At 62.6% G+C, this 23347-nt stretch carries 20 protein-coding genes; 10 read left to right on the top strand and 10 right to left on the bottom strand.

What is annotated here, in order from left to right:
• Positions 1-84: 84 nt before the first annotated feature.
• Genes HJB84_RS13380 through pdeM form a run of 3 tightly spaced genes read left to right on the top strand, consistent with a single transcriptional unit; the run spans position 85 to position 4041 of the window.
• Positions 85-717 carry a YitT family protein gene (locus tag HJB84_RS13380; protein ID WP_207582833.1) on the top strand — a complete coding sequence of 211 codons (633 nt, stop codon included), beginning with the start codon at positions 85-87 and terminating at the stop codon, positions 715-717.
• 47 nt (positions 718-764) lie between these two features.
• Positions 765-3290 (top strand): ligase-associated DNA damage response DEXH box helicase, encoded by a 2526-nt coding sequence (locus HJB84_RS13375; protein ID WP_221116129.1) that lies wholly within the window; start codon positions 765-767, stop codon positions 3288-3290.
• Positions 3291-3312: 22 nt separating this feature from the next.
• A complete protein-coding gene (gene pdeM, locus HJB84_RS13370) occupies positions 3313-4041 on the top strand; it encodes a ligase-associated DNA damage response endonuclease PdeM (protein ID WP_207582835.1) in 729 nt (242 codons plus the stop codon).
• 44 nt (positions 4042-4085) lie between these two features.
• Here pdeM and HJB84_RS13365 read toward each other — a convergent pair whose 3' ends face one another.
• From HJB84_RS13365 to HJB84_RS13325, 9 genes are all read right to left on the bottom strand, one after another.
• Positions 4086-4667 carry a transglycosylase SLT domain-containing protein gene (locus tag HJB84_RS13365; protein ID WP_207582836.1) on the bottom strand — a complete coding sequence of 194 codons (582 nt, stop codon included), beginning with the start codon at positions 4665-4667 and terminating at the stop codon, positions 4086-4088.
• 28 nt (positions 4668-4695) lie between these two features.
• Positions 4696-5682, bottom strand: coding sequence for an alpha/beta fold hydrolase (locus tag HJB84_RS13360; protein ID WP_221116128.1), 987 nt, complete (start codon positions 5680-5682; stop codon positions 4696-4698).
• A 107-nt stretch (positions 5683-5789) separates the two neighbouring features.
• Positions 5790-6347 (bottom strand): dihydrofolate reductase family protein, encoded by a 558-nt coding sequence (locus HJB84_RS13355; protein WP_207582838.1) that lies wholly within the window; start codon positions 6345-6347, stop codon positions 5790-5792.
• A gap of 194 nt (positions 6348-6541) precedes the next feature.
• Positions 6542-7342 carry a TIGR02186 family protein gene (locus tag HJB84_RS13350; protein ID WP_207582839.1) on the bottom strand — a complete coding sequence of 267 codons (801 nt, stop codon included), beginning with the start codon at positions 7340-7342 and terminating at the stop codon, positions 6542-6544.
• Positions 7342-8265, bottom strand: a complete 924-nt coding sequence (locus HJB84_RS13345) for a sulfite exporter TauE/SafE family protein (RefSeq protein WP_221116127.1) — start codon at positions 8263-8265, stop codon at positions 7342-7344. Before HJB84_RS13345 ends, HJB84_RS13350 begins: the two co-directional genes overlap by 1 nt.
• Before the next feature lie 335 nt (positions 8266-8600).
• Positions 8601-12410 (bottom strand): peptidoglycan-binding protein, encoded by a 3810-nt coding sequence (locus tag HJB84_RS13340; RefSeq protein ID WP_221116126.1) that lies wholly within the window; start codon positions 12408-12410, stop codon positions 8601-8603.
• Positions 12411-12740: 330 nt separating this feature from the next.
• Positions 12741-13106, bottom strand: coding sequence for a VOC family protein (locus HJB84_RS13335; RefSeq protein ID WP_207582842.1), 366 nt, complete (start codon positions 13104-13106; stop codon positions 12741-12743).
• A gap of 187 nt (positions 13107-13293) precedes the next feature.
• Complete coding sequence (locus tag HJB84_RS13330) at positions 13294-13995, bottom strand: SDR family NAD(P)-dependent oxidoreductase (protein WP_207582843.1); 702 nt, start codon at positions 13993-13995, stop codon at positions 13294-13296.
• 54 nt (positions 13996-14049) lie between these two features.
• Positions 14050-14757 carry a DNA-3-methyladenine glycosylase I gene (locus HJB84_RS13325; RefSeq protein ID WP_207582844.1) on the bottom strand — a complete coding sequence of 236 codons (708 nt, stop codon included), beginning with the start codon at positions 14755-14757 and terminating at the stop codon, positions 14050-14052.
• Between the two features lie 260 nt (positions 14758-15017).
• On the opposite strand from HJB84_RS13325, the gene HJB84_RS13320 reads away from it, so the two are divergent.
• From HJB84_RS13320 to HJB84_RS13300, 5 genes are all read left to right on the top strand, one after another.
• Positions 15018-16814 carry an acyl-CoA dehydrogenase C-terminal domain-containing protein gene (locus tag HJB84_RS13320; protein ID WP_221116125.1) on the top strand — a complete coding sequence of 599 codons (1797 nt, stop codon included), beginning with the start codon at positions 15018-15020 and terminating at the stop codon, positions 16812-16814.
• 199 nt (positions 16815-17013) lie between these two features.
• The gene (locus HJB84_RS13315; protein ID WP_221116147.1) at positions 17014-18222 is read left to right on the top strand and encodes an acetyl-CoA C-acetyltransferase; all 1209 of its coding nucleotides are present in this window, start codon (positions 17014-17016) and stop codon (positions 18220-18222) included.
• Between the two features lie 2 nt (positions 18223-18224).
• Positions 18225-18608, top strand: coding sequence for a cupin domain-containing protein (locus HJB84_RS13310; RefSeq protein ID WP_207582846.1), 384 nt, complete (start codon positions 18225-18227; stop codon positions 18606-18608).
• A 16-nt stretch (positions 18609-18624) separates the two neighbouring features.
• Positions 18625-20838 carry a 3-hydroxyacyl-CoA dehydrogenase NAD-binding domain-containing protein gene (locus HJB84_RS13305; protein ID WP_221116124.1) on the top strand — a complete coding sequence of 738 codons (2214 nt, stop codon included), beginning with the start codon at positions 18625-18627 and terminating at the stop codon, positions 20836-20838.
• Between the two features lie 461 nt (positions 20839-21299).
• On the top strand, positions 21300-21509 hold the full coding sequence (locus HJB84_RS13300) for a cold-shock protein (protein WP_003545273.1): 210 nt from the start codon (positions 21300-21302) through the stop codon (positions 21507-21509).
• A 156-nt stretch (positions 21510-21665) separates the two neighbouring features.
• On the opposite strand, the gene HJB84_RS13295 is transcribed toward HJB84_RS13300, so the two are convergent.
• Complete coding sequence (locus HJB84_RS13295) at positions 21666-22166, bottom strand: MarR family winged helix-turn-helix transcriptional regulator (RefSeq protein ID WP_207582848.1); 501 nt, start codon at positions 22164-22166, stop codon at positions 21666-21668.
• Between the two features lie 58 nt (positions 22167-22224).
• On the opposite strand from HJB84_RS13295, the gene HJB84_RS13290 reads away from it, so the two are divergent.
• Both HJB84_RS13290 and HJB84_RS13285 read left to right on the top strand, forming a co-directional pair.
• Complete coding sequence (locus tag HJB84_RS13290; protein ID WP_221116123.1) at positions 22225-22629, top strand: GFA family protein; 405 nt, start codon at positions 22225-22227, stop codon at positions 22627-22629.
• A 121-nt stretch (positions 22630-22750) separates the two neighbouring features.
• Positions 22751-23215, top strand: coding sequence for a nuclear transport factor 2 family protein (locus HJB84_RS13285; RefSeq protein WP_207582850.1), 465 nt, complete (start codon positions 22751-22753; stop codon positions 23213-23215).
• The last annotated feature ends 132 nt before the right edge of the window (positions 23216-23347 follow it).

Genomic DNA, 23347 nt, shown 5'->3' with positions numbered 1-23347 from the left:
ATGATTATACCGGTTGTCAACAGGGCGCTGTTTGCCTTTCTCCCGGCGCCGGATAGAAACGGAGAAAGCCGACAGGGGAACATCATGGCATCCAACGCCTTCGCAGGCCTTCTGAATACCAGCGCCGATCGCCACTCGCCGTTCGACGACGCCCAGGGCATCGTCGCCGGTAGCATGCTCGCCGTGCTTGGCGTCTCGCTTCTCTCCGGCGCGGGGCTGCTCGCCGGCGGCACGGCGGGTCTTGCCTTCCTCGCGCATTATGCGACCGGGATCAGCTTCGGCCTTTGTTTCTTCGCGGTGAACCTGCCCTTCTATTATCTCGCCTTTCGCCGCTTGGGTCTTGCCTTCACCATCAAGACCTTCGCCGCCATCGCCCTGACATCGGTCCTGTCCGAATTCGTCCCGGAATTCATCGGCATCGCCCATGTCAATCCTTTCGCCGGGGCGCTCTTTGGCGGTCTTGTCATCGGCGCCGGCATGCTGGCGCTCTTTCGCCACCGCGCCAGCCTCGGCGGCATCGGCATTCTCGCCCTCTATATTCAGGATCGTTTCGGCTGGCGCGCCGGTTTCGTCCAGCTCGGCTTCGACGGCATCATCCTGGCGCTCTCCTTCTTCGTCGCCAGCCCCTTCATCATTGCCTGCTCCGTGCTCGGCGCGGTCGTGCTCAACCTCACGATTGCCATCAACCATCGCAAAGACCGCTATATCGCCATGTGAAAAGCTGCCGCTCTTCTTTTTCCTTAGGATTTCACTAGTTTCAGGGCGTGGACCAGATCGATGCCGAAGCCCGCGCTTTGTTGCCTGCCGCCTTTACCCGCTGGTTTGCGGAAAAGGGCTGGCGGCCGCGCGCCCATCAGCTGGAATTGCTCGCCCGCGCCGAGGCCGGTGAAAGCACGCTGCTGATTGCGCCCACCGGCGCCGGCAAGACGCTCGCCGGTTTTCTGCCGTCGCTTACCGATCTCACCCGCCGCGGCCGGATTCCGCCAGGCTCCGTCTTCACCGGCATCCATACGCTCTATGTCTCGCCGCTGAAGGCGCTTGCCATCGATATCGAGCGCAACCTGATGAAACCGGTCGAGGAGATGGGCCTGCCGGTTACCGTCGAAAACCGCACCGGCGACACGCCGAACGCCAAGCGCCAGCGTCAGAAGCTCAACCCGCCGGATATTCTTCTGACGACACCGGAACAGGTCGCGCTGCTTCTCGCCAACCGCGAGGCCGAGCGCTTCTTCAAGGACCTGAAATATGTCGTGCTCGACGAGTTGCATTCGCTCGTCACCTCCAAACGCGGCCATATGCTGTCGCTCGGCCTTGCCCGCCTGCGCCGCCTTGCCCCCGGCCTCCAGACCATCGGCCTGTCGGCGACCGTCGCCGAGTCGATGGATCTGCAGAAATGGCTGGTCGCCCAACAGGAGGGCAGCGGGCAGGAGGGCAGTGAGCATCATGCCGGTCTCGTCGTCGTCGAGGGTGGCGCCAAACCGGATATCTCGATCCTGTCGACCGAAGAGCGCATTCCCTGGGCCGGCCATTCCGCTCGCTATGCCATTCCCGACGTCTACAACAAGCTTGTCGAACACAAAACGACACTGCTGTTCGTCAACACCCGCAGCCAGGCGGAAATGCTGTTCCAGGCGCTCTGGACGATCAATGACGACAATCTGCCGATCGCCCTCCATCACGGCTCGCTCGATGTCGCCCAGCGCCGCAAGGTCGAGGCGGCGATGGCCGAAAACCGGCTGCGCGCCGTCGTTGCCACCTCCACCCTCGATCTCGGCATCGACTGGGGCGACGTTGATCTCGTCATCCATGTCGGCGCGCCGAAGGGCGCCTCGCGGCTTGCCCAGCGCATCGGCCGCGCCAATCACCGCATGGACGAGCCGTCGAAGGCGATCCTCGTGCCGGCCAACCGCTTCGAGGTGATGGAGTGTCAGGCGGCCCTCGACGCCAATTATATCGGTGCCCAGGACACCCCGCCGGTCGGCCGCGGCGCGCTCGACGTGCTCGCCCAGCACGTGCTCGGCATGGCCTGCGCCGAACCTTTCGACATGCTGGAACTCTACGATGAAATCATCAGCGCTTCGCCCTATGCCGATCTGACCTGGGAAACCTTCGAGCGCATCGTCGATTTCGTCGCGACCGGCGGTTATGCGCTCCGCACCTACGAGCGTTATGCCCGCATCCGCAAGACCAAGGAGGGCCGCTGGCGCGTCTCCAATCCCGCCGTCGCCCAGCAATACCGCCTCAATCTCGGCACCATCGTCGAAAGCCCGATGCTGAACATCCGCATGGTCAAGCGCGGCGAGGGCGGCAGGATCGGCCGCGGCGGCGCCACGCTTGGAAAGGTCGAGGAATATTTCCTCGAGCAATTGTCGCCGGGCGATACTTTCGTCTTCTCCGGCAAGGTGCTGCGCTTCGAGGGCATCCGCGAAAACGAATGCCTGGCATCGCAGGCCTTTTCGCTCGATCCGAAGATCCCCTCCTACAATGGCGGCAAGTTCCCGCTGTCGACCTATCTCGCCGAGCAGGTGCGCGCGATGATCGCCGACCCCCACCGCTGGCGCCAACTGCCGGATCAAGTGCGCGACTGGCTGTCGCTGCAGAAAGACAAGTCGATGCTGCCGAAGCGCGACGAGTTCCTGATCGAAACCTTCCCGCGCGGCAGCCGCGGCTATATGGTCGCCTATCCCTTTGAAGGCCGTCTCGCCCACCAGACGCTCGGCATGCTGCTCACCCGCCGGCTGGAGCGGGCCGGCGCCAAGCCGCTCGGCTTCGTCGCCACCGATTATTCGCTGGCCGTCTGGGGGCTCGAGGATATGGGGCTGATGATCGGCAATGGCAGGCTCAGCCTCTCCGACCTCTTCGACGAGGATATGCTTGGCGACGATCTCGAAGCCTGGCTCGACGAATCCTTCCTGTTGAAGCGCACCTTCCGCAATTGCGCCGTGATTGCAGGCTTGATCGAGCGCCGTCATCCTGGCAAGGAAAAGAGCGGCCGCCAGATCACCGTCTCGGCCGATCTGATCTACGACGTGCTGCGCAGCCACGAGCCGGATCACATCCTGCTGCAGGCGACGCGGCAGGATGCGGCGACGGGACTTTTGGATATTGGCCGTCTTGGCGATATGCTGAGGCGAATCAGGGGCCACATCACCCACCGCGCTCTCGACCATATTTCCCCGCTCGCCGTGCCGGTGATGCTGGAAATCGGCCGTGAAGCGGTGCCGGGCGAGGCGCATGATGCGCTGCTCGCCGAAGCGGCCGACGATCTGATCGCCGAGGCGCTCGCTTGAGACTTGTTTGGGAATATTGACCGTGATCAACCGCCTGGCGCTTGCGCGCGACATATCGGGACAGACCGCGATGCCGGGGATCGAGACATCGGTCCATGGCATTGCCGCCGTCTGCGACCCGCTCGGCGCGCTTTATCTGCCGGATGCCGGCCTGCTCGTCGTCTCCGACCTGCATCTGGAAAAAGGCGCGGCCTTCGCCCGCCGCGGCATGATGCTGCCGCCTTATGATACGTTGGCGACGCTGACCGTGCTTGCCGCCGTCATTTCTCGTTATGATCCGAAGCTCGTCGTCTCGCTCGGCGACAATTTCCACGACCGCATCGGTTCTGCGCATCTGCCGGAGAATTTCCGGGCGCTGATCGTCGCCATGGCCCGCGGCCGCGAATGGATCTGGGTCAATGGCAATCACGATCCCGACGGCGTCGTCGATCTGCCCGGCGCCTCGGTCGACGAGATGCATTATGCCGGACTGACCTTTCGCCACGAGCCGCGGAGCGGTTTGCAGAGAGGCGAAATCGCCGGCCACCTGCACCCCTCCGCGACCGTGCGCCGCCGCGAAAAATCCGTCCGCCGTCCGTGTTTCGCCACCGATGGCGCCCGCCTCCTGATGCCGGCCTTCGGCGTCATGAGCGGCGGCCTGGATCTCGCCCATCAGGCGATGAAGGGCCTGTTCGACACATCTTCGCTGATGGCGCATCTGCTGGGCCGGGATCGGATCTATTCGGTCAGATACGGGAATTTGCGGGGGTAGCGATTGCTATCTCGGATACGGGACTTACACGGCACACCCTGAAATCAATCACACTTCTGCAATTGCTGCTGATACGTCCCGGCCATCCGCGCAAATTTCTGCGCCGTCTGCTGCAATTGTCCGTTCGAGCGCCAGTCGCCGCGTTTGTATCCTGTCGGGCCGGAATAATAGGCGAGATAGAGATTATAAGCGTCGTTCAGCGGAATGCCGGTCTCCGCGCTGTTCTGGGCGTGATACCAGCCGATGAAATCGATGGCGTCGGCGAAGTTTGCCCGCCGCGCTGTCCAGTTCCCGGTCTGCGACTGATAGTGATCCCATGTCCCGTCGAGCGCCTGCGAATAACCATAGGCGGTTGAGGGCCGGGTCCAGGGAATGAAGCCGAACAGCTTGGTGCGCGGCGGCCGCGCATAGGGCTGGAAGCCGGATTCGGTATACATCGTCGCCATCAGGATCGGCACCGGCACGCCGTATTTCTTCTCCGTCCGCTCGGCTGCACGCTGCCAGCTGGAGAAGAGCCCGTCGCGCTCATCGAAGACGGCACAGATGTTCCTCGTCTGCTTCGGCGCCGTCGCGCAGCCGGCAAGCAGCGCGAGACCCACGGCGGTGAGAACGATACGAGTACGCATGATAAAACCTCTCGTTTCCGAGAGATTACTAACTCGTAAATGTTAAAAACCGGTTTTTAGTCGAATACGAACTTCTCTGGATTGCTGCCTGCGCCGGCCAGGGATGGATGCCGTCGCGCAGCCAGAGGACGCTGTCGCGCCAGAAGCCCTCGGAATGGCGTGCATGGAACAGGCCGAAATGGCCGATCGCCTCGAAGCCGAGATCGGCGGGCTGCAATAGCACTTCGCCAATCTCGGCGTTGCGGTAATAGGCAAGCGTGCGGCGGATCGCCGGCACGGTCCCGAGTTCGTCGTCCGACATGGCGACGGCAAGAATAGGTGCGGTCACCGCGGCAAAACGTTTGAGCACCTCGTCCCGCTCCGCGGCCGGGTGGCTCCACTCCATGCGCGCCCGGCGAAAGCTCCATTCATGGGCGACGCCCGCCGGCAGATCCTCGAGCCAGCCGAGCCGTTTGCCGGGAAAATAGCCGAAGAGCGCCGTCAGCATAGGCATGACGACGTGCCATTTGATCAGCAGCCGCATCCGGCGCGCTGCCGCATAATCGCGCCAATAGGCATATTGCGCGCCCATCGTCAGCATGCGGTCGATCCGGCCGGCATGTTTCGAAAGGCCCGGCAGAAAACCGCCGATGCTGTGGCCGACGACATAGAGAGGCTGGTCTGCCCGTCTGTCCATGAAGCACAGCGCCGCGTCGAAATCCTGTTCGCCCCACTCCCGCCAGCGATAATCGCAGCCGCGGAGCCTCGCCGGCCGCGAAAGCCCGATGCCGCGGTAGTCATAGGTCAGGACGTCGAAACCGTGAGCGGCGAGAAAGTGGCCGTAACGATGATAATAACGCGCAAGCACGCCAGTCGCCGGATTGATAATGACGCTGGCGCGAGCCTTCGCTTCGCCCGAGGTCCAGAGATGGCCGCCGAGCATCACGCCGTCGCTGCATCGGATCTCCACCGGTGCACCCACCGCCGGCCGTTCATCTTGTTCTTCCGCAAACGGTGGGTCTGCGCCTTTTGCCATGCTCCGTCGCCCTCTGTTCGGCGACGATGATAGAGGCGGGATTTGAGGAGGAAAAGCCGAATGCGGCCATAGATTGGACCGCCGTCGTCATCAGATAGTCTAACCCGCTACGCTTTGACGGGCTCGTAGCGCAAGATCACTGCGCCACTTTCCGTCGTTGAGGATTGGATGAGCTTTAGCGCGACCTGCTCCCCTGCAGGCTTGAAAAGCGGGTTGCCGCCGCCGAGAATGAGGGGCACGACGCAAATCCTGACTTCATCGATGAGGCCGGCTTTCAGCAGGCTGTCGGCAAGCGCGGCACTGCCGAAGATGAAGATCGTCTTGCCGTCCTCTTGTTTCAGCCTCGTCAATTCGGGGATCGGATCGCTGACGATGCGGGCATTGTTCCAGCCGGGCTCGGTCATCGTCCGCGACACGGCGATCTTAGCGATGCCGTTCATATAGGCCTTGATCTTGTCTTCGCTTTCGGCGGTCGGCCAGTAGGAGGCCATGCCCTCATAGGTCTTGCGGCCAAAGACCAGCAGATCGCCTTCTTCACCAAATTGCTCGGCCAGGCGCTGCAGCTCGGGTCCCCAGGCGAGATTGTGGAAGTCGATATCCCACGGCTTCGTGCCTTCGAAATAACCGTCGAGGGTCATCAGGTTCCAGACGACAAGCTTTCTCATTCCATCCTCCTTCTGGATTTGCCAGCCACGATCAAAACCGATTGCATATTACAACTGGTTGAAACCTAATGCAACTGATAGCAAAATGCAAGCGGTGTTCAGCGGTGAGAATGACCGCATCGGCGCGACGCGGCCGCTTGACCGCCCGCCGTTACAAGGAAGAAATTCGCGTGAATGCCGCGTCTTATCGCAGATCAGTCCTTGCGGAAGATCAGGCTGGCGCCCCAGCCGGTGATGACGGCAAGAGCCACGGACGCGAAGCCATAGAGGATCGGCTGGCCATGCGCGGCGTCGGTGATCGTCTGCTCGATGCCGGTTTTGATGACGCGCAGCGGCAGCGATTCCTGGGTGATAAGATTGCCGCTCTTGAACAGATAGGCGCGGACCGTGTGGACGCCGTTCGGAATGTTTGCCGGCAGGCGCAGGCTCGCCTTGAAGAGGTTGGAGGAAACGAAGCGCACGCCGCTCGGGTTGCGGTCGTAGAACCCGCCGCCCTGCTGCAGCCGCCGGAAGGCATCGCGGAATTCGCCGAGATTGCTGCCATCGCCGACGAAGCCGACCGGCGTCAGCGGAATGTGATCGATGCCGATCCCCTGATCGGTCAGCTCGAGCGGCGTCGTCAGGTCGTCGATCATCCGCGAACTCGACATCGAGTAGGAGTGCGGCACCGCCTCGAAGGTCATCGAGCGTGTATTGACCCAGATGCCGAAGACGCGCTCCTTCTTGCGCACCGTCGCATCCTGGCGCGGGCCTTCCAGCACCACGACCACGTCATATTGGCCGATGGCGAGCAGCAGCTGGTCGGTGTTCGAGAGCGCCCCGAAGATCGTCAGGTCGGCGCCGTGGAAATCCGAGGTGATGGCGATTTCGCTGGTCGACGTGCCGATTTCCAGCCCTTCACGCACCGCTTCGGTTGCCTGCCCAGGCAGCCATTGCGCTCCGGCAGCCGCCGGCAGCAGACAAAGAAGCGCGATGGCGGCGGCAAGCAGGCGCATCAATTGCCCGCTCCCATCACCACCGAATAGATGTCGGCCGGCGTCACCACCAGCGCGATCGCCAGACGCACGCCGACGGCGAGTACCAGCAGGCCGAGCAGGGCGCGCAGCTGCTCGCCGCGCAGCTTCTGGCCGACGCGCACGCCGTATTGCGCGCCGATGACACCTGCGACCATCAGGATGAAGGCGAGCACGATATCGACGGAAAAGTTCGTCGCCGCCTGCACGATCGTCGTATAGGCGGTCACGAAAATGATCTGGAACAACGAGGTGCCGACAACGACATTGGTCGGGATGCGCAACAGATAGATCATTGCCGGCACCATGATGAAGCCGCCGCCGACACCCATGATCGAGGTGAGGATGCCGATCGCAAAGCCGAGCGCAACGATCGGAATGACGCTGAGAAAGACCTTCGATTTCTTGAAACGCACCTTCAGCGGCAGTCTGTGCACCCAGTGCTGGTGGCCGGGCTTGCGTGGTGCCGGCGGCTCGTTGCGCGCCGCCCGCCGCATGGCATTGATGCTTTCGAGCAGCATCAGTCCGCCGACCGTGCCGAGGAAGATCACATACATCAGCGAAATGATCAGATCGAGCTGGCCGATGGCGCGCAGCAGCGAGAAGATCCAGATGCCGACCGTCGCCCCCGAGAGACCGCCGACCAAAAGCACCGTGCCGAGCTTGACGTCGAGCGTGCCGCGCCGGAAATGCGTGATCGCACCCGAGATCGACGACGCCACCACCTGGTTGGCGCCGGTTGCGACCGCAACGATTGGGGGGATATTGTAGAAGATCAGCAGCGGCGTGATCAGAAAGCCGCCACCGACGCCGAACATTCCAGACAGGAATCCGACGGCCGCCCCCATGCCGAGAATGATGAAGATGTTCACCGACAATTCTGCGATGGGCAGATAGATTGTCACAGCCGACCCCGAATGATGACCGCCCCTGCCGGGCGGTTTCTGTCACGACCCCGTTCGAATGCGCACCATACTGTGAAATCGTTGCCAGAGGCTTTCGATCGGCCCCTGTGGCGACGGAGATCGAAAGCGGACGATTCGGCAGGTGCGACGATCGATCTGTCCCGCATAATCCGGCTTTTTTCAGATTGCGTGACAGGCGGCGGAAAAAACGAAAAATGTCTGAGGCCGCCAAGCCTTTTGTAGGGCAATTACAGCAAAAGGGCCGTGCGGTTTGCGCCCGGGCTGGCGCAAACGAGACATAGGCCATTTCCGCACCCGAAAAGAGCGGAAAGGTTCTAGATGGCCTTGCTGCCCTGCTTGTTGCGTTCGAGCAGCGCCTTGACGGTTGCGTCGGTCACTTTGCCGTCCGGCTCCTGGCCGACCGACTTCTGGAAGCTTTTGATCGCGGTCACGGTCTTTGCGCCCATTTCGCCATCCGGTGAGCCGGCGTCGAAACCGTTATTGTTGAGGATCGCCTGGATATTGCGGATCGCCTTCTTCATGTCGACCGTCGCCGTCTTGAGGCCAGTGCCGGCCCATTCGTCGGGAATGTCGATAGCGTTGGTGCGGTGGTCGACCGGCTCCGGCTTCCAGAGATCGGCCTTAGTGCGGGCCCGCTCGAGCTGGTCCGGCTTCATGGCTTTGGCCACTTCGTCGCGTTTCTGCGCCGCGTCCTTGTCGCCGGCCTTGGCGGCGATCGAAAACCATTTGTAGGATTCTTCGATATCCGCCGGAACCCCGTTGCCCCTCGCGCAAAGGATCGCCAGGTTGAACTGGCTGTCGGTGATGCCGAGGTTGGCGGCCTTGGTGAACCATGAGGCGGCCGTGGCATAGTCCTGCTGGCCGAGCGCGCCGGAAGCGTAGAGCACGGCGAGATTATGCATGGCGCTGGCATTGCCCTGGTTTGCCGCCTGCTCGTAGAAGCTCTTCGCCTTCGCGATGTCGCGTTCGACGCCATTGCCCTTCTCGTACATGCTGCCGAGCCGGTACTGCGCCGGTGCAAAGCCCTTGTCGGCCGAAAGCTGGTACCAGCCTGCCGCCTGCTTCTGATCGACGGTGATGCCGTTGCGGCCGTCCGAATAACGCGCGCCGATCTCGAACAGCGCCAGCACATCGCCGCTGCGCGCCGCATCGGCAAGCGATTTCGGCTGGACGGTATCGGGAATGGTGATGGCGGCCTGCGGTGCGGATGCCGCCGCCGGCGTGTTCGCAACAAAGCCCGATGTCTCCTGCGCTGCGCCGGATGGGGCGGCAGGGGCAAATGTCGCGGCCCCTTCGCCGTCGAGCGGCGCGGCATCGGTCAGATGATCGCCGACAACCGGCGGGGTTGCTTCCGGCTCAGCCTGTTCGGCGGCGGGGGACGTCGTCTGCGCTGTTGGGGCGGCCGTTTCTGCCGTGCCGGTGTCCGGCTGGGCGGGTGTTGCTTCAGGCAAGGCTAGCTGCGGATTTTCCGTCGCGCCGGTCAGCGCCGAGACTTCGGCTGGCGCCTGCGGGGCGCTCTCGCCGCTCGTCAGCGTCCGGGCAAGCGGAAAGGCCATGATCGCCAGCAGCACGGCCCCGACGGCCAGCAGGATCGGCCGCCGGTAGCGCGAAAAGGCGCTGGTCTTGCCCGTCTTGTCAGAAGTCTTGCCGGCCTTGTCGACGCTTGCGCCCTTCTTCTCGGCCTTGACGGCTGCCTGTTTCGGATTGGCGTCCACTTCCATCGCGGCTGCCTGCGCTGCACGACGCGCGGCGGCGATATAATCGGCGCGATCGGTTTCGGCGGCAGGTTTGCCGCGTGCGGCACTCTGGCTGGCGCGGACCCGTTCAAGGATCTTCTTCACGTCGGGCGCGCCCGAGCCCGGTTCGAGCAGTTCGTTTGCCGCATCCGTCGGCACCACGTCGGTCGGATCGATCGATGGCGCGGGGTCGATCATCGGGCGTTCGGTTGCCCGGCTCTCGGCTTTCCTGCCGGGCAGCAGCCGCTTGCCGAGGCTGGCAAGCAGGCTGGCCTTTGCCGGTGCCTGTGCCCGTATTGGCGTCACGTTCTCAGTCGTCCTGGTCGCGGCTTCGATGGCGATCGCGCTCGTTCCGCTCATGGCATTGGCTTGCACCGGGGCGGCAGGTTCGGCTGCAACCTCGGCCGTGCGGATAACAGGAGAGGCCTTCGCTGTGAGGACAGCGGCCGGCGTCCTGTCCATCTCGGCCTCGGCCACCATCAGCGCGTAGGGATCGACATCGAAATCGACCTCGGCCACCGGCATCTGGGCACTCACCCGCCCGCCGCGCTCTTCCATGCCGTCGAGGCGGTCGGCGATATGCACCAGCGTCTCGTGCAGCGCCTTGAAAGTCTTGTGCGTGCGCTCCTCGCTGTCGCGGCTGATTTCCTCGAGGTGACGCAGATCCTCGGCCAGCGCCGTCAGCGCCGACATATCGGCAGCAGCCACGGCGCCCTGCGGGCCGCCATGGCGCGAATAGGCGTCGACGACGGCTTCTGCCGCCTGGCGCGCCGCCTCGATGATATATTCGTCGCTCGTCGCCATATAGTCTTCGATCGCGCCCATCCGCCGGTCGAATTCGGCTGGGATCGCGGCGCTTTCGCGTGGCGTGTTCATCAGTGCCGAAAGATTGGCGATCTGGTCTTCGAGGTTCTTCAGCGCATGTGGATCGGTCGGCGCTGCCGATGTGCTCTCTTCCAGCCGGGCGGCGATGTCGCTCAGCCGCCCTTCGAGACGCCGGAAGGCGCCGTCGTCAACCGCGGCGGCCGGTGCCGGTTGCTGGTAGGCCATCTCGTCGATGCGCCGGGCGAGACCGTCGAGCCGCTGCGCCAGCACGTCGTTGACCGCGCCGTTCTCAAGCGCGTCGATCTTGCGGGAAATGTCGGAAAGCGTGCCGGTGAGGTCGGGCTGCGCCGTCGTTTGCGTGCGCTCCAGGAGATAGGAAAGATGCTCCAGCCGTTCGTCGAGCCGTGACGTCGCTTCCGCCTTCGTCAACTCCTCGACGCGAGATGTCAGCGCTTCGAGCCGCATCGCCAGCTCGTCGGCCGGCGTTGCGCGGTTGGCCGCATCATGGCTCATCAGATCGATCTGATCGGCCAGCGCCGAAAGCCGGCCTTCCAGCCGCTGCATCAGCGCCGGATCGTTGGTGGCAGCCGCGCGCCCGCTTGCCGCGATCGCCCGGCTGATCTCGTCAAGCCGCGTGTCCATGGCGGCGAACTGCTCCGACATGACCCGGTCGTGCGGCTGGATCATGTTGCCGAACTGCTCCATCGCCGTGGCGATGGCGATGAGCTTGTCCTCAAGTGCCCGGACCGCCGGGCTTTCGCCCATGCCGCCGATATGGCGCTTGATGTCGTCGAGCCTATAGGCGAGCGAAACCAGCTCTTCCTGCAGCCCCTCGGTATCGAGCGCCGCAAGCCGGCTCTCGAAGCCGTCCCAGCGGTTTTCCATATGGCGCAGCGAATCCTCGCGCGCCAGCCCGTCCATCAGCGAGCGCAGCTCCTCGAAGTCCTCGCGCAGGCCGGTCGCCTCCGGACCGCTCGAGCGGCCGGTCAACTGAGTAATGCTCTGGGCAAGGCGGCCCATATCGGCGCGCATATCATCGGCGAAACCGCCATCGCCGGCATTCGCCTTGATCTCGCGCAGCTCGGCGCGCAGCGCGTTCATCTCGCGGGTGACGCCCTCGGAAATATCGCGCTTCAGATCATGCCTGAGATTGACGAGCGCCTGGGCGATCTCGGTCATCGTGTCGTCGCCCGCACGGAGGGCGGGTGCCGGTTGTGGTGTGGCGACGCGCGACGCGGGTTCGCGCAACTGTGGGGCTGGTTCGCGCAACTGCGGGGCCGGCTCGCGTGTGTAGGGTCGCTCGCGGCCCGCTTCAAGCGCGCGCTGGCGCTGGCGGATTTCGGCGAGCGGATCCGGCCGCGGCTCGAGCGGCGCCCTTGCGGGGCGCGGAGCATTGGAGGCCGGGTAGGGTTCGCGCTCGGCTGTTGCCGTGCGCGGCCGCTGTTCGCGCCCGCTGCCTATCAGCCCTTCGATGCGTGCCTCCAGCCCTTCGATCGTGCGGTTCAGCGCATCGAGCGAGGTCCTGTCGGACTGTCGGGAAGGATTTGATCGCGATCCGTTCATCTTCTTGCTCGCTTCGACTGCTCGACCCCTCGTCAGAGCTCGATCATTGGCTTTTCCGTCTGTGGCCAGCGTCTTCACGCCGACCGGAGCACATCATTCATAAGAGGTTAGTCAATTAGGCTTTCCTCAAGCTGGACGATGTAGCGGCATCCCTGGGAAACGCGACACTGGGAAAAGGAATGCGGATTGCTACTGCTCAATCCGCACCTTTCACGAAACGTGGTAAACAAGCCGTTAATGTCGATGAGAATTTTTTAACGTTTGTGTTCCAAACGCCGTTTTAGGCGGCAATTGCCCCTGAATTCGTCACATCGAATGGCGGTGGGGCGCTTAGGTCGGCCGCTTATATTGCAGCTCAATCTTCACGCCTTCGGGGCCATAGACGAAGATCTGGCCGAGATCGGTGTCGGGAATATCGTAATATTCATAGCGATAGCCGCTCGCCTTGATGCGCTCCAGCGCCGCGCCGAATTCGTAGAGGCTGAAGGCGACATGATTGAAGATGCCGGGCGGAAAATCGGTGCTGCGTGACGTCAGGCTGAGATGGATGACCGGGCGTTCGTCCAGATAGAGCCAGTGGCCGGGCGAGTCGAAGGGTGGCCTATAGCCTTCCTCGACGCCGAGCACGGCGTTGAGGAAGCCGATCATACGAGAGGCATCGCGGGTATCGATCGTGACATGGTCCAGGCGCTGCATCGGTGTCCTCCGAGAGCATGATGCCGAAAAGTGTGAGCGGTTTTCGGACGGCATCATGCTCTAACCATTGAATCTGGACCAGGATGATTTTAGGCCATCCGGCCTAAAATCATCCTGGTCAGCTCCGGCGACGAAACATAGTCTGTCCATCGTCGCCGCGATAGCTGCCTTCTCCGCCGATGGCAGCTCAGAAATTCTCCGTCCAGGGCCGGACTTCGACCTCCAGCGACCATGCGCTGCGGTGCTGGCGAAGCACGTCGATATAGGTCTGGGCGATCGCCTCCGGCGAAAGCGTGCCATCCGGCTTCTCCGCCCGGTCCGGCCGCATCTGCGAGCGCACCGCGCCGTCGATGACGAAATGCGCGACGTGGATGCCCATCGGCCCAAGTTCACGAGCCGCACTCTGGGCAAGGCCGCGCAGCGCAAACTTGCCCATCGCGAAGGGGGCCGATTGCGCATAACCCTTGACGCTCGCCGAAGCGCCGGTGAACAGGATGGCGCCGCGGCCGCGCGGTATCATCCGCTGCGCCGCCTGCTGCGCCACCAGAAAACCGCCGAAAGCGGTGGTCGCGATCGCCTTTTCGACATCGGCGGGATCGAGTTCGGCCAGCGGTCCGCGCAGGCGGGCGCCGGCGTTGAAGATCACCACGTCAGGTCCGCCGATCGCGCCGGCAGCCTCTTCGAACAGCGCTGCAACGCTTTGCGGCTGCGAGACGTCGGCGGTAAAGGCGCTGGCGCCGGTCTGCTCGATGAGCAGCTGGAGCTTTTCGACATTGCGGGCGGCAAGCCCGACCTTGACGCCGAGCGCCGACAATTGCCGTGCAAGCGACGCACTGATGCCGGAGCCCGCGCCGACGATGAGGGCGCTCTCATAGGGAAAGTCGGTCATGATATCCTCCTCGATGAATCGTCCGGAAGACGTAGGAACTCCGAGCGGCCTGCGCTACTGCCCGTGCGAATTTCCGTGCGTGTGCGCCGCATCGATCGAATAGGCGCTGATGCGCGACAGGAGGATGAAGGAAAGGCCAGTCTCCTCCGCCCAGTCGTTGAAGGCCTGCTGGATCAGCGGCTGGTCCTTCTTCGCCATGCCGGAGGAGGAGAGCGGCACACCGGCCGATCTCAGGCAGGCGAGCACGTCGATCGTGCTGACGAAGCTGTCACGGCCGATGCCCCGCAGGAAATATTGCCCGGTCATGCCGCCGAGCCGGCTGCCGCGTTTCCCCAACAGGTCGAGAAGGCCGATCTGGTTCTCCCGCGGCCAGTCGGCCAAGAAGACGCCGGCACTGCCGTGTTCCCGTGCCAGTTCGCGGATGAAGGCGGCATTGGCGCGAACCGACATGATCTTCGCACCGTTGCGGATGATCCGTTCGTCCGAAGTCAGGTCATGCCAATAATCGTCGGGCGCGATATTCAGCATAGCCGCCTCGAAGCCGGAAAACGCCGCCTCGAAACCCGGCCACTTCGCATCGATCACCTTCTGGACGAAGCCGCTGTAGAAGATGCGCCGGGTCATGTCTGCGAGGATGCGGTCGTCGGGCATGGTGCGCAGCCGGTTGTGATCCGGCCTATGCTTCTCCAGCAAGGCCTGCAAAGCGGCGGCTCCGCCCTTCCGCTGCTCCGCACGCTGCCTTATCGCCTCGAAACTGATCATCCCGACCATCCTCCCCTGGCATTCCCGAATTGCGGGTTGAAAGACGCTTGCGTTTATACGCCGTTCCACGATGGACAAGGAAGGGGAGACGACGTCTCGTGCCTTTCGGGCCCTTCATCGCCCGCAGACTCGTCATGACAAATTTTTTCATGAAAGGCGGCGAAGCGGCAGAATTTGACGTTTACGCAAACGTCAATATTTTGTAAGACAGTCCCCGAGGCCGTCGCGACCCGCGCAGTCGAATGGGAGGAAATCCAGAGATGCCAGTCTACAAGGCCCCGGTGACCGATACGCTCTTCGTCCTGAACGACGTGCTGGGCCTCGAACGCTACAACAATCTTCCCGGTTTTGCCGACGCGACGCCTGACATGATCGAGGCGATCCTCGGCGAGGCTGGAAAGGTTGCAGAGGAGGCTCTCTTCCCGGTGAATTATTCCGGCGATCAGGAAGGCTGCCATCGCCACGACGATGCCAGCGTCTCGACGCCGAAGGGCTTCAAGGAGGCTTACAAGGCCTATCGCGAAGGCGGCTGGATCGGCCTTGCCGTGCCCGAGGAATTCGGCGGGCAGGGGCTTCCCTATACGCTGCATACCGCCGTCGGCGAATATACCTCCGCCGCCAACATGTCGCTGATGATGTATCCGGGCCTGACGCAAGGCGCGATCGCCGCGATCCTCGTCCATGGTTCGTCCGAGCAGAAGAGCACCTATCTGCCGAAGATGGTGGACGGCTCCTGGACCGGCACCATGAACCTCACCGAGCCGCATTGCGGCACCGATCTCGGCATGCTGCGCACCAAGGCGGTGCCGCAGGCCGACGGCAGCTACAGGATCTCCGGCCAGAAGATCTTCATCTCTGCCGGTGAGCATGATCTCGCCGACAATATCGTCCACCTGGTGCTTGCCCGCATCGAAGGCGCGCCCGAGGGCACCAAGGGCATCTCGCTGTTCATCGTTCCGAAATTCCTGGTCGGCAAGGATGGCGCCCTCGGCGACCGCAATGCTGTCTCCTGCGGCGCGATCGAGCACAAGATGGGCATCCACGCCAACGCCACCTGCGTCATGAATTACGACGAGGCGACGGGTTTCCTGATCGGCGCCGAAAACCGCGGCCTCAACGCCATGTTCGTGATGATGAACGAGGCCCGACTGATGGTCGGCCTGCAGGGCATCGCCATTTCCGAGATCGCCTATCAGAACGCCGCCAACTATGCCCGCGACCGTATCCAGGGCCGCTCGCTGTCCGGTCCCAAGGCGCCGGATAAGAAGGCCGATCCGATCATCGTTCATCCCGATATTCGTCGCACCTTGATGACCATCCGCGCTTTCAACGAGGGTGGCCGGGCCTTTCTGCTGTGGACCGCGCTCAAGTCGGACATTGCTCACCGTGCCACTGACGAGAAGGAGCGCCAGACGGCTGACGATATTCTCGGCCTCGTCACCCCGATCCTCAAGGGCGTGATGACCGATAAGGGCTTCGATCATGCTGTCATGGCCCAGCAGGTTTTCGGCGGCCACGGCTATATCGAAGAACACGGTATGAGCCAGTATGTGCGCGATGCCCGCATCGCCATGATCTATGAAGGCGCCAACGGCATTCAGGCGCTCGATCTCGTCGGCCGCAAGCTCGCCTTGAACGGCGGCCGTGCCGCCATGGCGCTGTTCAAGGAGATCGGCGATTTCTGCGAAGAGAATCGGGACAATGAAAAACTGTCCTTCTTCACCAAGCATCTGAAGAAGGGCTTGAACGACGCCCAGGGCGCGACCATGTGGTTCATGCAGAACGCCATGGCCAAGCCCGACAATGCCGGCGCCGGCTCGACTGATTACATGCACCTCTTCGGCCTTGTCGTTCTCGGCTATATGTGGGCAAAGATGGCGAAAGCCGCCGAGGACGGCCTTGCATCCGGCGATGGAACCCGTGAGGATTTCCTGAGGAATAAGCTGGTGACCGCCCGCTTCTTCATGGAACGCATCATGCCGGAAACCGCGCTTCGCAAGACCCGTATCGAAGCCGGTGCAGACACGATGATGGAACTTGCCGCCGAAGCGTTTTGACGAATTCCCCCTTCTCCCCTGCGTGGAGAAGATGTCCGAAGGACAGATGAGGGGGTGAGCGACGAAGGAGCGAACGGCCGCGCGCAAGCAAGGTCGAGTTTGCCGCGAGCGCCCTCTCATCCGACCTTCGGCCACCTTCTCCCCGAGGGGAGAAGGGGAGTTGAAATTCACCGGCCTCGCCGCCGATAGGGAGCAGAACATGACCGAGGTTTTTATTTACGACCACGTCCGCACGCCGCGCGGCCGCGGCAAGAAGGACGGCGCCCTGCATGAGGTGCCTTCCGTGCGCTTGGCGGCCAAGACGCTGGAAGCGATCCGCGACCGCAACGGGCTCGATACCACGACCGTCGACGACATCATCATGGGCTGTGTCGATCCGGTCATGGATGCCGGTGCCGTCATCCCCAAGGCAGCCGCCTTCGAAGCCGGTTATTCCACCAGGGCGCCCGGCATGCAGATCTCCAGATTCTGCGCCTCCGGCCTCGATGCCGTCAATTTCGGCGCCGGCAAGATTGCCCAAGGGGCCGACGACATCGTCATCGCGGGCGGCGTCGAAAGCATGTCCCGCGTCGGCCTCGGCATGTCCGGCGGCGCCTGGTTCATGGATCCCTCGGTGAATTTCCCGGCCTATTTCATGCCGCAGGGCGTCTCCGCCGATCTGATCGCCACCAAATATGGTTTCAGCAGAACCGATGTCGACGCCTACGCCGTCGAGAGCCAGAAGCGCGCTGGACATGCCTGGCAGCAGGGTTGGTTCGACAAGTCGGTCGTGCCGGTCAAGGATCAGAACGGCCTGACGATCCTTGATAAGGACGAGCATATGCGCCCCGGCACCGACATGCAGGCGCTTGCCTCCCTCAATCCCTCCTTCCAGATGCCCGGCGAGATGGGCGGGTTCGAGGCCGTCGGAATCCAGGCGCACCCGGAAATCGAGCGCATCAACTATGTCCACCATGCCGGCAATTCCTCAGGCATCGTCGATGGCGCCGGCGTCGTCCTGCTCGGCTCCAAGGCAGGCGGTCAGAGCATGGGCATGAAGCCGCGCGCCCGCATCAAAGCCTTCGCCAATATCGGCTCCGATCCGGCCCTGATGCTGACCGGACCGGTCGATGTCACCGAGAAGCTGCTGAAACGGACCGGCATGCGCCTTGCCGACATCGATCTCTTCGAGTTGAACGAGGCCTTCGCCGCCGTGGTGCTGCGCTATATGCAAGCCTTCGACATCGACCACGACAGGATCAACGTCAATGGCGGCGCCATCGCCATGGGTCATCCGCTCGGCGCCACCGGCGCGATGATCCTCGGCACGGTGCTGGACGAGCTCGAACGCCGCGACCTCAACACCGCGCTGGTGACGCTCTGCATCGGCGCCGGCATGGGTACCGCGACGGTTATCGAAAGGGTCTGACGATGAGCTTCAACACCGGCACGATCGAAACCGAATATGCCGAGGTCACCGAGCACTGGTCGCCCCGCGTCATTGCCGATCTCAACGGCCAGAGCGTCAAGCTCGCCAAGGTCCGGGGCCAGCTCGCCTGGCATTCTCACCGCGACGAGGACGAGCTTTTTCTCATCTGGAAGGGCGCGCTGACCATCGAATATCGCGACCGCCCGCATGTGCACCTGAACGCCGGCGATTTTCATGTCGTGCCGAGGGGCGTAGAGCATAATCCGGTGGCGGAGGAGGAATGCTGGATCGTGCTTTTCGAGCCATCGCAGACCAAGCATATCGGCGATGTAGTCACCGAAAAGACGAAGACAGTCGACGCGCAGCGCAGCCATTTGCCGGCCTGATCGGGGAGGAAACCCAATGACCTACATAAATTTCACGCTCGAAACCGACGCCGACGGCATCGCTCTCGTCACCTGGGACATGCCCGGCAAATCGATGAACGTCTTCACCGCGGAGGTGATGGCCGAGCTCGACGCCATCATCGATGCCACCACCACTGACGCCGCCGTCAAGGGTGTCGTCATTACCTCGGGCAAGTCCTCCTTCTCCGGCGGCGCCGATCTGTCGATGGTCAAGTCGACGTTCACTTTCTACCAGGATGAGAAAGAAAAGAGCCCGCAAACGGCCGTGCAGAAACTCTTCGACATGGTCGGCAGCATGACCGGCCTGTTTCGCAAGCTCGAAACATCGGGCAAGCCCTGGGTCTCCGCCATCAACGGCACCTGCATGGGCGGCGCCTTCGAAATGTCGCTCGCCTGCCACGGCCGCGTCGTCTCCAATGCCAAGAGCGTCAAGATCGCGCTGCCCGAGGTCAAGGTCGGCATCTTCCCCGGCGCCGGCGGCACACAGCGTGTGCCGCGCCTGGCGAACGCCCAGGATGCGCTGCAGATGATGACGACGGGCCAGTCGCTGACCGGCTCCCGCGCCAAGGCGATGAACCTCGTGCATCAGGTGGTCGAGCCGGACCAACTGATCCCCGCCGCCAAGCAGATGATCAAGGATGGCCTGAAACCGGTCGCCCCCTGGGACGAGAAGGGTTTCAAGGCGCCCGGCGGCGGCATCTGGACGCCGGCTTCAGCCCAGCTCTGGCCGGCGGCGCCGGCGATCCTGCGTCGGGAGACATCGGGCAATTATCCGGCAGCGCTTGCCATCCTGAAATGTGTCTATGAAGGCCTTCAGGTGCCGTTCGACACCGGCCTGAAGATCGAGCAGCGTTATTTCACCGAGGTGGTGCAGACCCGCGAAGCCTTCTCGATGATCCGTTCGCTGTTCATCTCCATGCAGGAACTCGGCAAGGGTGCGCGCCGTCCGGCCGGTCACCCGAAGACCGAGCTGAAACATGTCGGCGTCGTCGGCGCCGGCTTCATGGGCGCTTCGATCGCCTATGTTACGGCCGCCGCCGGCATTCCGGTGACGCTGATCGACCGTGACTTGGAGGCTGCTGCCAAGGGAAAGGCCGTCTGCGAAGGTCTCGTCAAGGATTCCGTCGGTAAGGGGCGATTTACGCAGGACGAGGCCGCAGCCCTGCTCTCTCGCATCACGCCCTCGGCCGATTACGCCGACCTCACCAATGCCGATCTGGTCATCGAGGCGGTGTTCGAGGATCGCCAGGTGAAGAAAGCGGTGATCGAGGCTGTGGAAGCCGTGCTGCCGCAAGGAGCGATCTTAGCCTCCAATACCTCGACCCTGCCGATTACCGGGCTGGCGAAGAATTCCAAGCGCCCGGCCGATTTCATCGGCATCCATTTCTTCTCGCCGGTGGAAAAGATGATGCTGACCGAGGTCATCCTCGGTAAGGAGACCGGCGACAGGGCGCTGGCCGTCGCTCTCGACTATGTCGCGGCGATCAAGAAGACGCCGATCGTCGTCAACGACACCCGCGGCTTCTTCGTCAATCGCTGCGTGCTGCGTTACATGTCGGAAAGCTACGACATGCTGATCGAAGGCGTGCCGCCCGCGATGATCGAGAATGCCGCCAAGATGGCCGGCATGCCGGTGGGTCCGTTGGCACTCAACGACGAGGTCGCCATCGATCTCTCGCTGAAAATCCTCAAGGCCACGGCCGCCGATCTCGGCGAGAAGGCGATCGACCTCAGGCATATGGAACTGATCTCCCGCATGGTGGAAAAGGAGGGCCGCTTAGGCCGCAAGAATTCCAAGGGCTTCTACGATTATCCGCCGAAACCGGCCAAGAAATCGCTTTGGCCCGAGTTGAAGAGCCTCTACCCGCAGAAGAAAGCGGATGACGTCGACATCGCCGTTCTCAAGCAACGCTTCCTTGTCACCATCGCGCTCGAAGCCGCCCGCACCGTCGAGGAAGGCATCGTCACCGATCCGCGCGAGGCCGACGTCGGCTCGATCCTCGGCTTCGGCTTCGCGCCCTATACCGGCGGGGCGCTGAGTTATATCGACGGGATGGGCGCGAAGGCCTTCGTGGAACTGGCGGAGAAGTTAGCTGAGGCTTACGGAGACCATTTCAAGCCGACGTCATTGTTGAAAGACTTGGCCGCCAATGGTGAGACTTTTTACGGACGGTTCGATCCCTATGCAGGGGCGAAGGCAGCGGCGTAAGCCGTTTCGCGGTGTGGGTTTTGAGGGGGCAATCTTTACCGTCATACCGTGGCCGCCCCCTCTGCCCTGCCGGGCATCTCCCCCACAAGTGGGGAGATTGGCTGGGCGCGAGGATCTCCCCGAATCTTGTCCGTCACGGCTAGTCGCAGGAGAGGTCCGGTGGGCGGGCTACTTGCCGATCTCCCCACCTGTGAGGGAGATGCCCGGCAGGGCAGAGGGGGCGGCCACGGTATGACGGTAAAGACCCTTTCGCCCCAAGAGCACGAACTCGACTTTTCCGTGTTGCGGCCTTGTCACGGACACAATTTCCGATTAAACGTTCACGCATCGATCTTGCTAGATGAACTTTGAAACGACGCTCGCGTCGTTCCTGGCGAACTTCCTCCAAAATCGGTTTTCATCGCCGCTCGGCATTTGCCCGGGCGGCAATCTTCTATGAACGATTCGAAAAGGATATCGTCATGAGCACAGGTACCGTTAAGTGGTTCAACGCAACCAAGGGCTTCGGCTTCATTCAGCCGGATGACGGCGCTGCCGACGTTTTCGTCCACATCTCGGCCGTTGAACGCGCCGGCATGCGTGACCTCAAGGATGGCCAGAAGCTGTCTTACGAGCTCGTCCGCGACAACAAGTCCGGCAAAATGTCGGCAGACCGCCTCCAGGCGGCTTAAGTTTGGCGCGTCCTCTCGGACGCGTGGAGCTTTGAATATCATCTCCGGATCGTGACCACGGATGTACTGGCACGGTTCGTTGAGATGGCAGGGAAGGTCGGGTTAGCCCGGCCTTTTTTATTTGCGTCAGCCTCGGCCGTATCACCGCAAGGCCAATCAGCCTCCGGGCGCCCCGTCAGCCTCCAGCATCTCCATGACCCGCAGCATCACCGCCCGCGCCGCATCGAGCTCGGCTGACGTAAACGCAGCACCCAGCCCGTCCGCCCATCCGGCCTGCGCCACCTCGATTACCCCCAGCCGTGCGGTCCCTTCCGCCGTCAGCCGCACCAGCTTGGCCCGCTGGTGCTGCGGGTTCTCCGCATAGGCGATCAGCCCTTCACCCTCCAGCACATCGGCAAGCCGTTGCACGCCCTGGCGAGCGAGGCCGAGCGCGCGGGCGATCTGCGCCACCGACATGTCGCCGCGCCTTGCCGCGGCCAGCACCTGCCAGCGGGCGCTTGTCTGTCCTGCAGGCTTTGCCAGCTGGTCGCCCGCCGCCGTCAGATGGCCGGCCAGGCGAAGGGCGGTGATTGCGAAAGCGGAAAAGGCATTCCCTTCCATCGTCCGCTCCGGTCGATTCTGTTTGACAACATGTTGTCTATTTTGTATCTCATTCATAGTGACAACATATTGTCATATCGAGGCACTGAACGCAATATTGAAGGAGGAGCGCGCCATGAAGAAAACCTACAAGGGAAGCTGCCACTGCGGCAGAGTGCACTACGAGGTGGATATCGACCTCGAGGAGGGCACCGGCCGCTGCAATTGTTCGATCTGCGCCAAGCGGCGCTATTGGGGCGCCAACGTCAAGCCCAAGGATTTTCGTCTGACGTGCGACGAGGCGGAAACGGCTGACTACCAGTTCAACACGATGAGCGGTCACCACCGCTTCTGTCGCACCTGCGGCGTGCCCGCCTTTGGCGACGGTTATGTCGAGGCGATCGGCGGCGCCTATGTCTCGATCAACATCGCCTGCCTCGACGATATCACCCCTGAGGAACTGGCAGCACTGCCGGTCCGTTATTACGACGGCAGGCATGATGCCTGGTGGAACGAACCGGCGGTGACGAGTTATCTCTGAGGCGATTCCGGCAAGACTGCGCGGCGGTTTTGCGTCCGGAATTACGAAAACGGAAATGCATCCTTGTCGGATCGTCCTCTTGCCGTTCGTCCTCTGTCTATAACGGAAAAGGAGAACGGTTGTGAAAGACGAAGCCAATGTCAGGCACGAAGAAGAGGCGATCATCGCCATGCTGATGATGCGGGCCAAGGCGCTCAGCGAAAAGAACGCCGAGGAGGCGCTGTCCTATGAGGTCGAGGATTCCGTCGAGTTCTCGCTGGCGCCGCCGCTCGTCAGCAATGGCAAGGACGCGGCCGGCCTACAGGCCTGGTTCGATACCTGGGAAGGCCCGATCGGCGGCGAAGTGCGCGATGCCAGATTGACGGTCGGCGGGGATGTCGCCTTCTGGAGTGGTCTCCTGCGCATGACCGGGACCAAGACCGATGGGGCCGAGGTCGATCTCTGGTTCCGCCAGACCCTCGGCCTCGTCAAGCGGGATGGCCGCTGGCTGGTTGCCCATCAGCACGCCTCGGTGCCCTTCGCCATGGATGGCAGCGGCCGCGCGCTGCTCGATCTGAAACCGCAAAGTGCAGACCCTGTTGAATAATTCCGTTGCCGGTCAAGCATGTCGCACAGCCCGCGCAGCGGTTTTACGGCAAAGACATACGCAAAAAACAAAGACCTAAAGCGCGAGGAGCGAATCTGAAAGATCGCGACGCGCTTTAGAGAATAAGAACTT

It is taken from the genome of Rhizobium sp. NZLR1b, assembly GCF_019685155.1.
Lineage (GTDB): Bacteria > Pseudomonadota > Alphaproteobacteria > Rhizobiales > Rhizobiaceae > Rhizobium.
This window is presented reverse-complemented; position numbering and strand designations above follow the sequence as displayed.

Bases quoted from the DNA above. Each gene is read 5' to 3' on its own strand.
- HJB84_RS13380 (WP_207582833.1), top strand. From the start codon at position 85: ATGGCATCCAACGCCTTCGCAGGCCTTCTGAATACCAGCGCCGATCGC.
- HJB84_RS13365 (WP_207582836.1), bottom strand. From the start codon at position 4,667: ATGCGTACTCGTATCGTTCTCACCGCCGTGGGTCTCGCGCTGCTTGCC.
- HJB84_RS13360 (WP_221116128.1), bottom strand. From the start codon at position 5,682: ATGGCAAAAGGCGCAGACCCACCGTTTGCGGAAGAACAAGATGAACGG.
- HJB84_RS13355 (WP_207582838.1), bottom strand. From the start codon at position 6,347: ATGAGAAAGCTTGTCGTCTGGAACCTGATGACCCTCGACGGTTATTTC.
- HJB84_RS13350 (WP_207582839.1), bottom strand. From the start codon at position 7,342: ATGCGCCTGCTTGCCGCCGCCATCGCGCTTCTTTGTCTGCTGCCGGCG.
- HJB84_RS13340 (WP_221116126.1), bottom strand. From the start codon at position 12,410: ATGAACGGATCGCGATCAAATCCTTCCCGACAGTCCGACAGGACCTCG.
- HJB84_RS13335 (WP_207582842.1), bottom strand. From the start codon at position 13,106: ATGCAGCGCCTGGACCATGTCACGATCGATACCCGCGATGCCTCTCGT.
- HJB84_RS13330 (WP_207582843.1), bottom strand. From the start codon at position 13,995: ATGACCGACTTTCCCTATGAGAGCGCCCTCATCGTCGGCGCGGGCTCC.
- HJB84_RS13325 (WP_207582844.1), bottom strand. From the start codon at position 14,757: ATGATCAGTTTCGAGGCGATAAGGCAGCGTGCGGAGCAGCGGAAGGGC.
- HJB84_RS13320 (WP_221116125.1), top strand. From the start codon at position 15,018: ATGCCAGTCTACAAGGCCCCGGTGACCGATACGCTCTTCGTCCTGAAC.
- HJB84_RS13315 (WP_221116147.1), top strand. From the start codon at position 17,014: ATGACCGAGGTTTTTATTTACGACCACGTCCGCACGCCGCGCGGCCGC.
- HJB84_RS13310 (WP_207582846.1), top strand. From the start codon at position 18,225: ATGAGCTTCAACACCGGCACGATCGAAACCGAATATGCCGAGGTCACC.
- HJB84_RS13305 (WP_221116124.1), top strand. From the start codon at position 18,625: ATGACCTACATAAATTTCACGCTCGAAACCGACGCCGACGGCATCGCT.
- HJB84_RS13300 (WP_003545273.1), top strand. From the start codon at position 21,300: ATGAGCACAGGTACCGTTAAGTGGTTCAACGCAACCAAGGGCTTCGGC.
- HJB84_RS13295 (WP_207582848.1), bottom strand. From the start codon at position 22,166: ATGAATGAGATACAAAATAGACAACATGTTGTCAAACAGAATCGACCG.
- HJB84_RS13290 (WP_221116123.1), top strand. From the start codon at position 22,225: ATGAAGAAAACCTACAAGGGAAGCTGCCACTGCGGCAGAGTGCACTAC.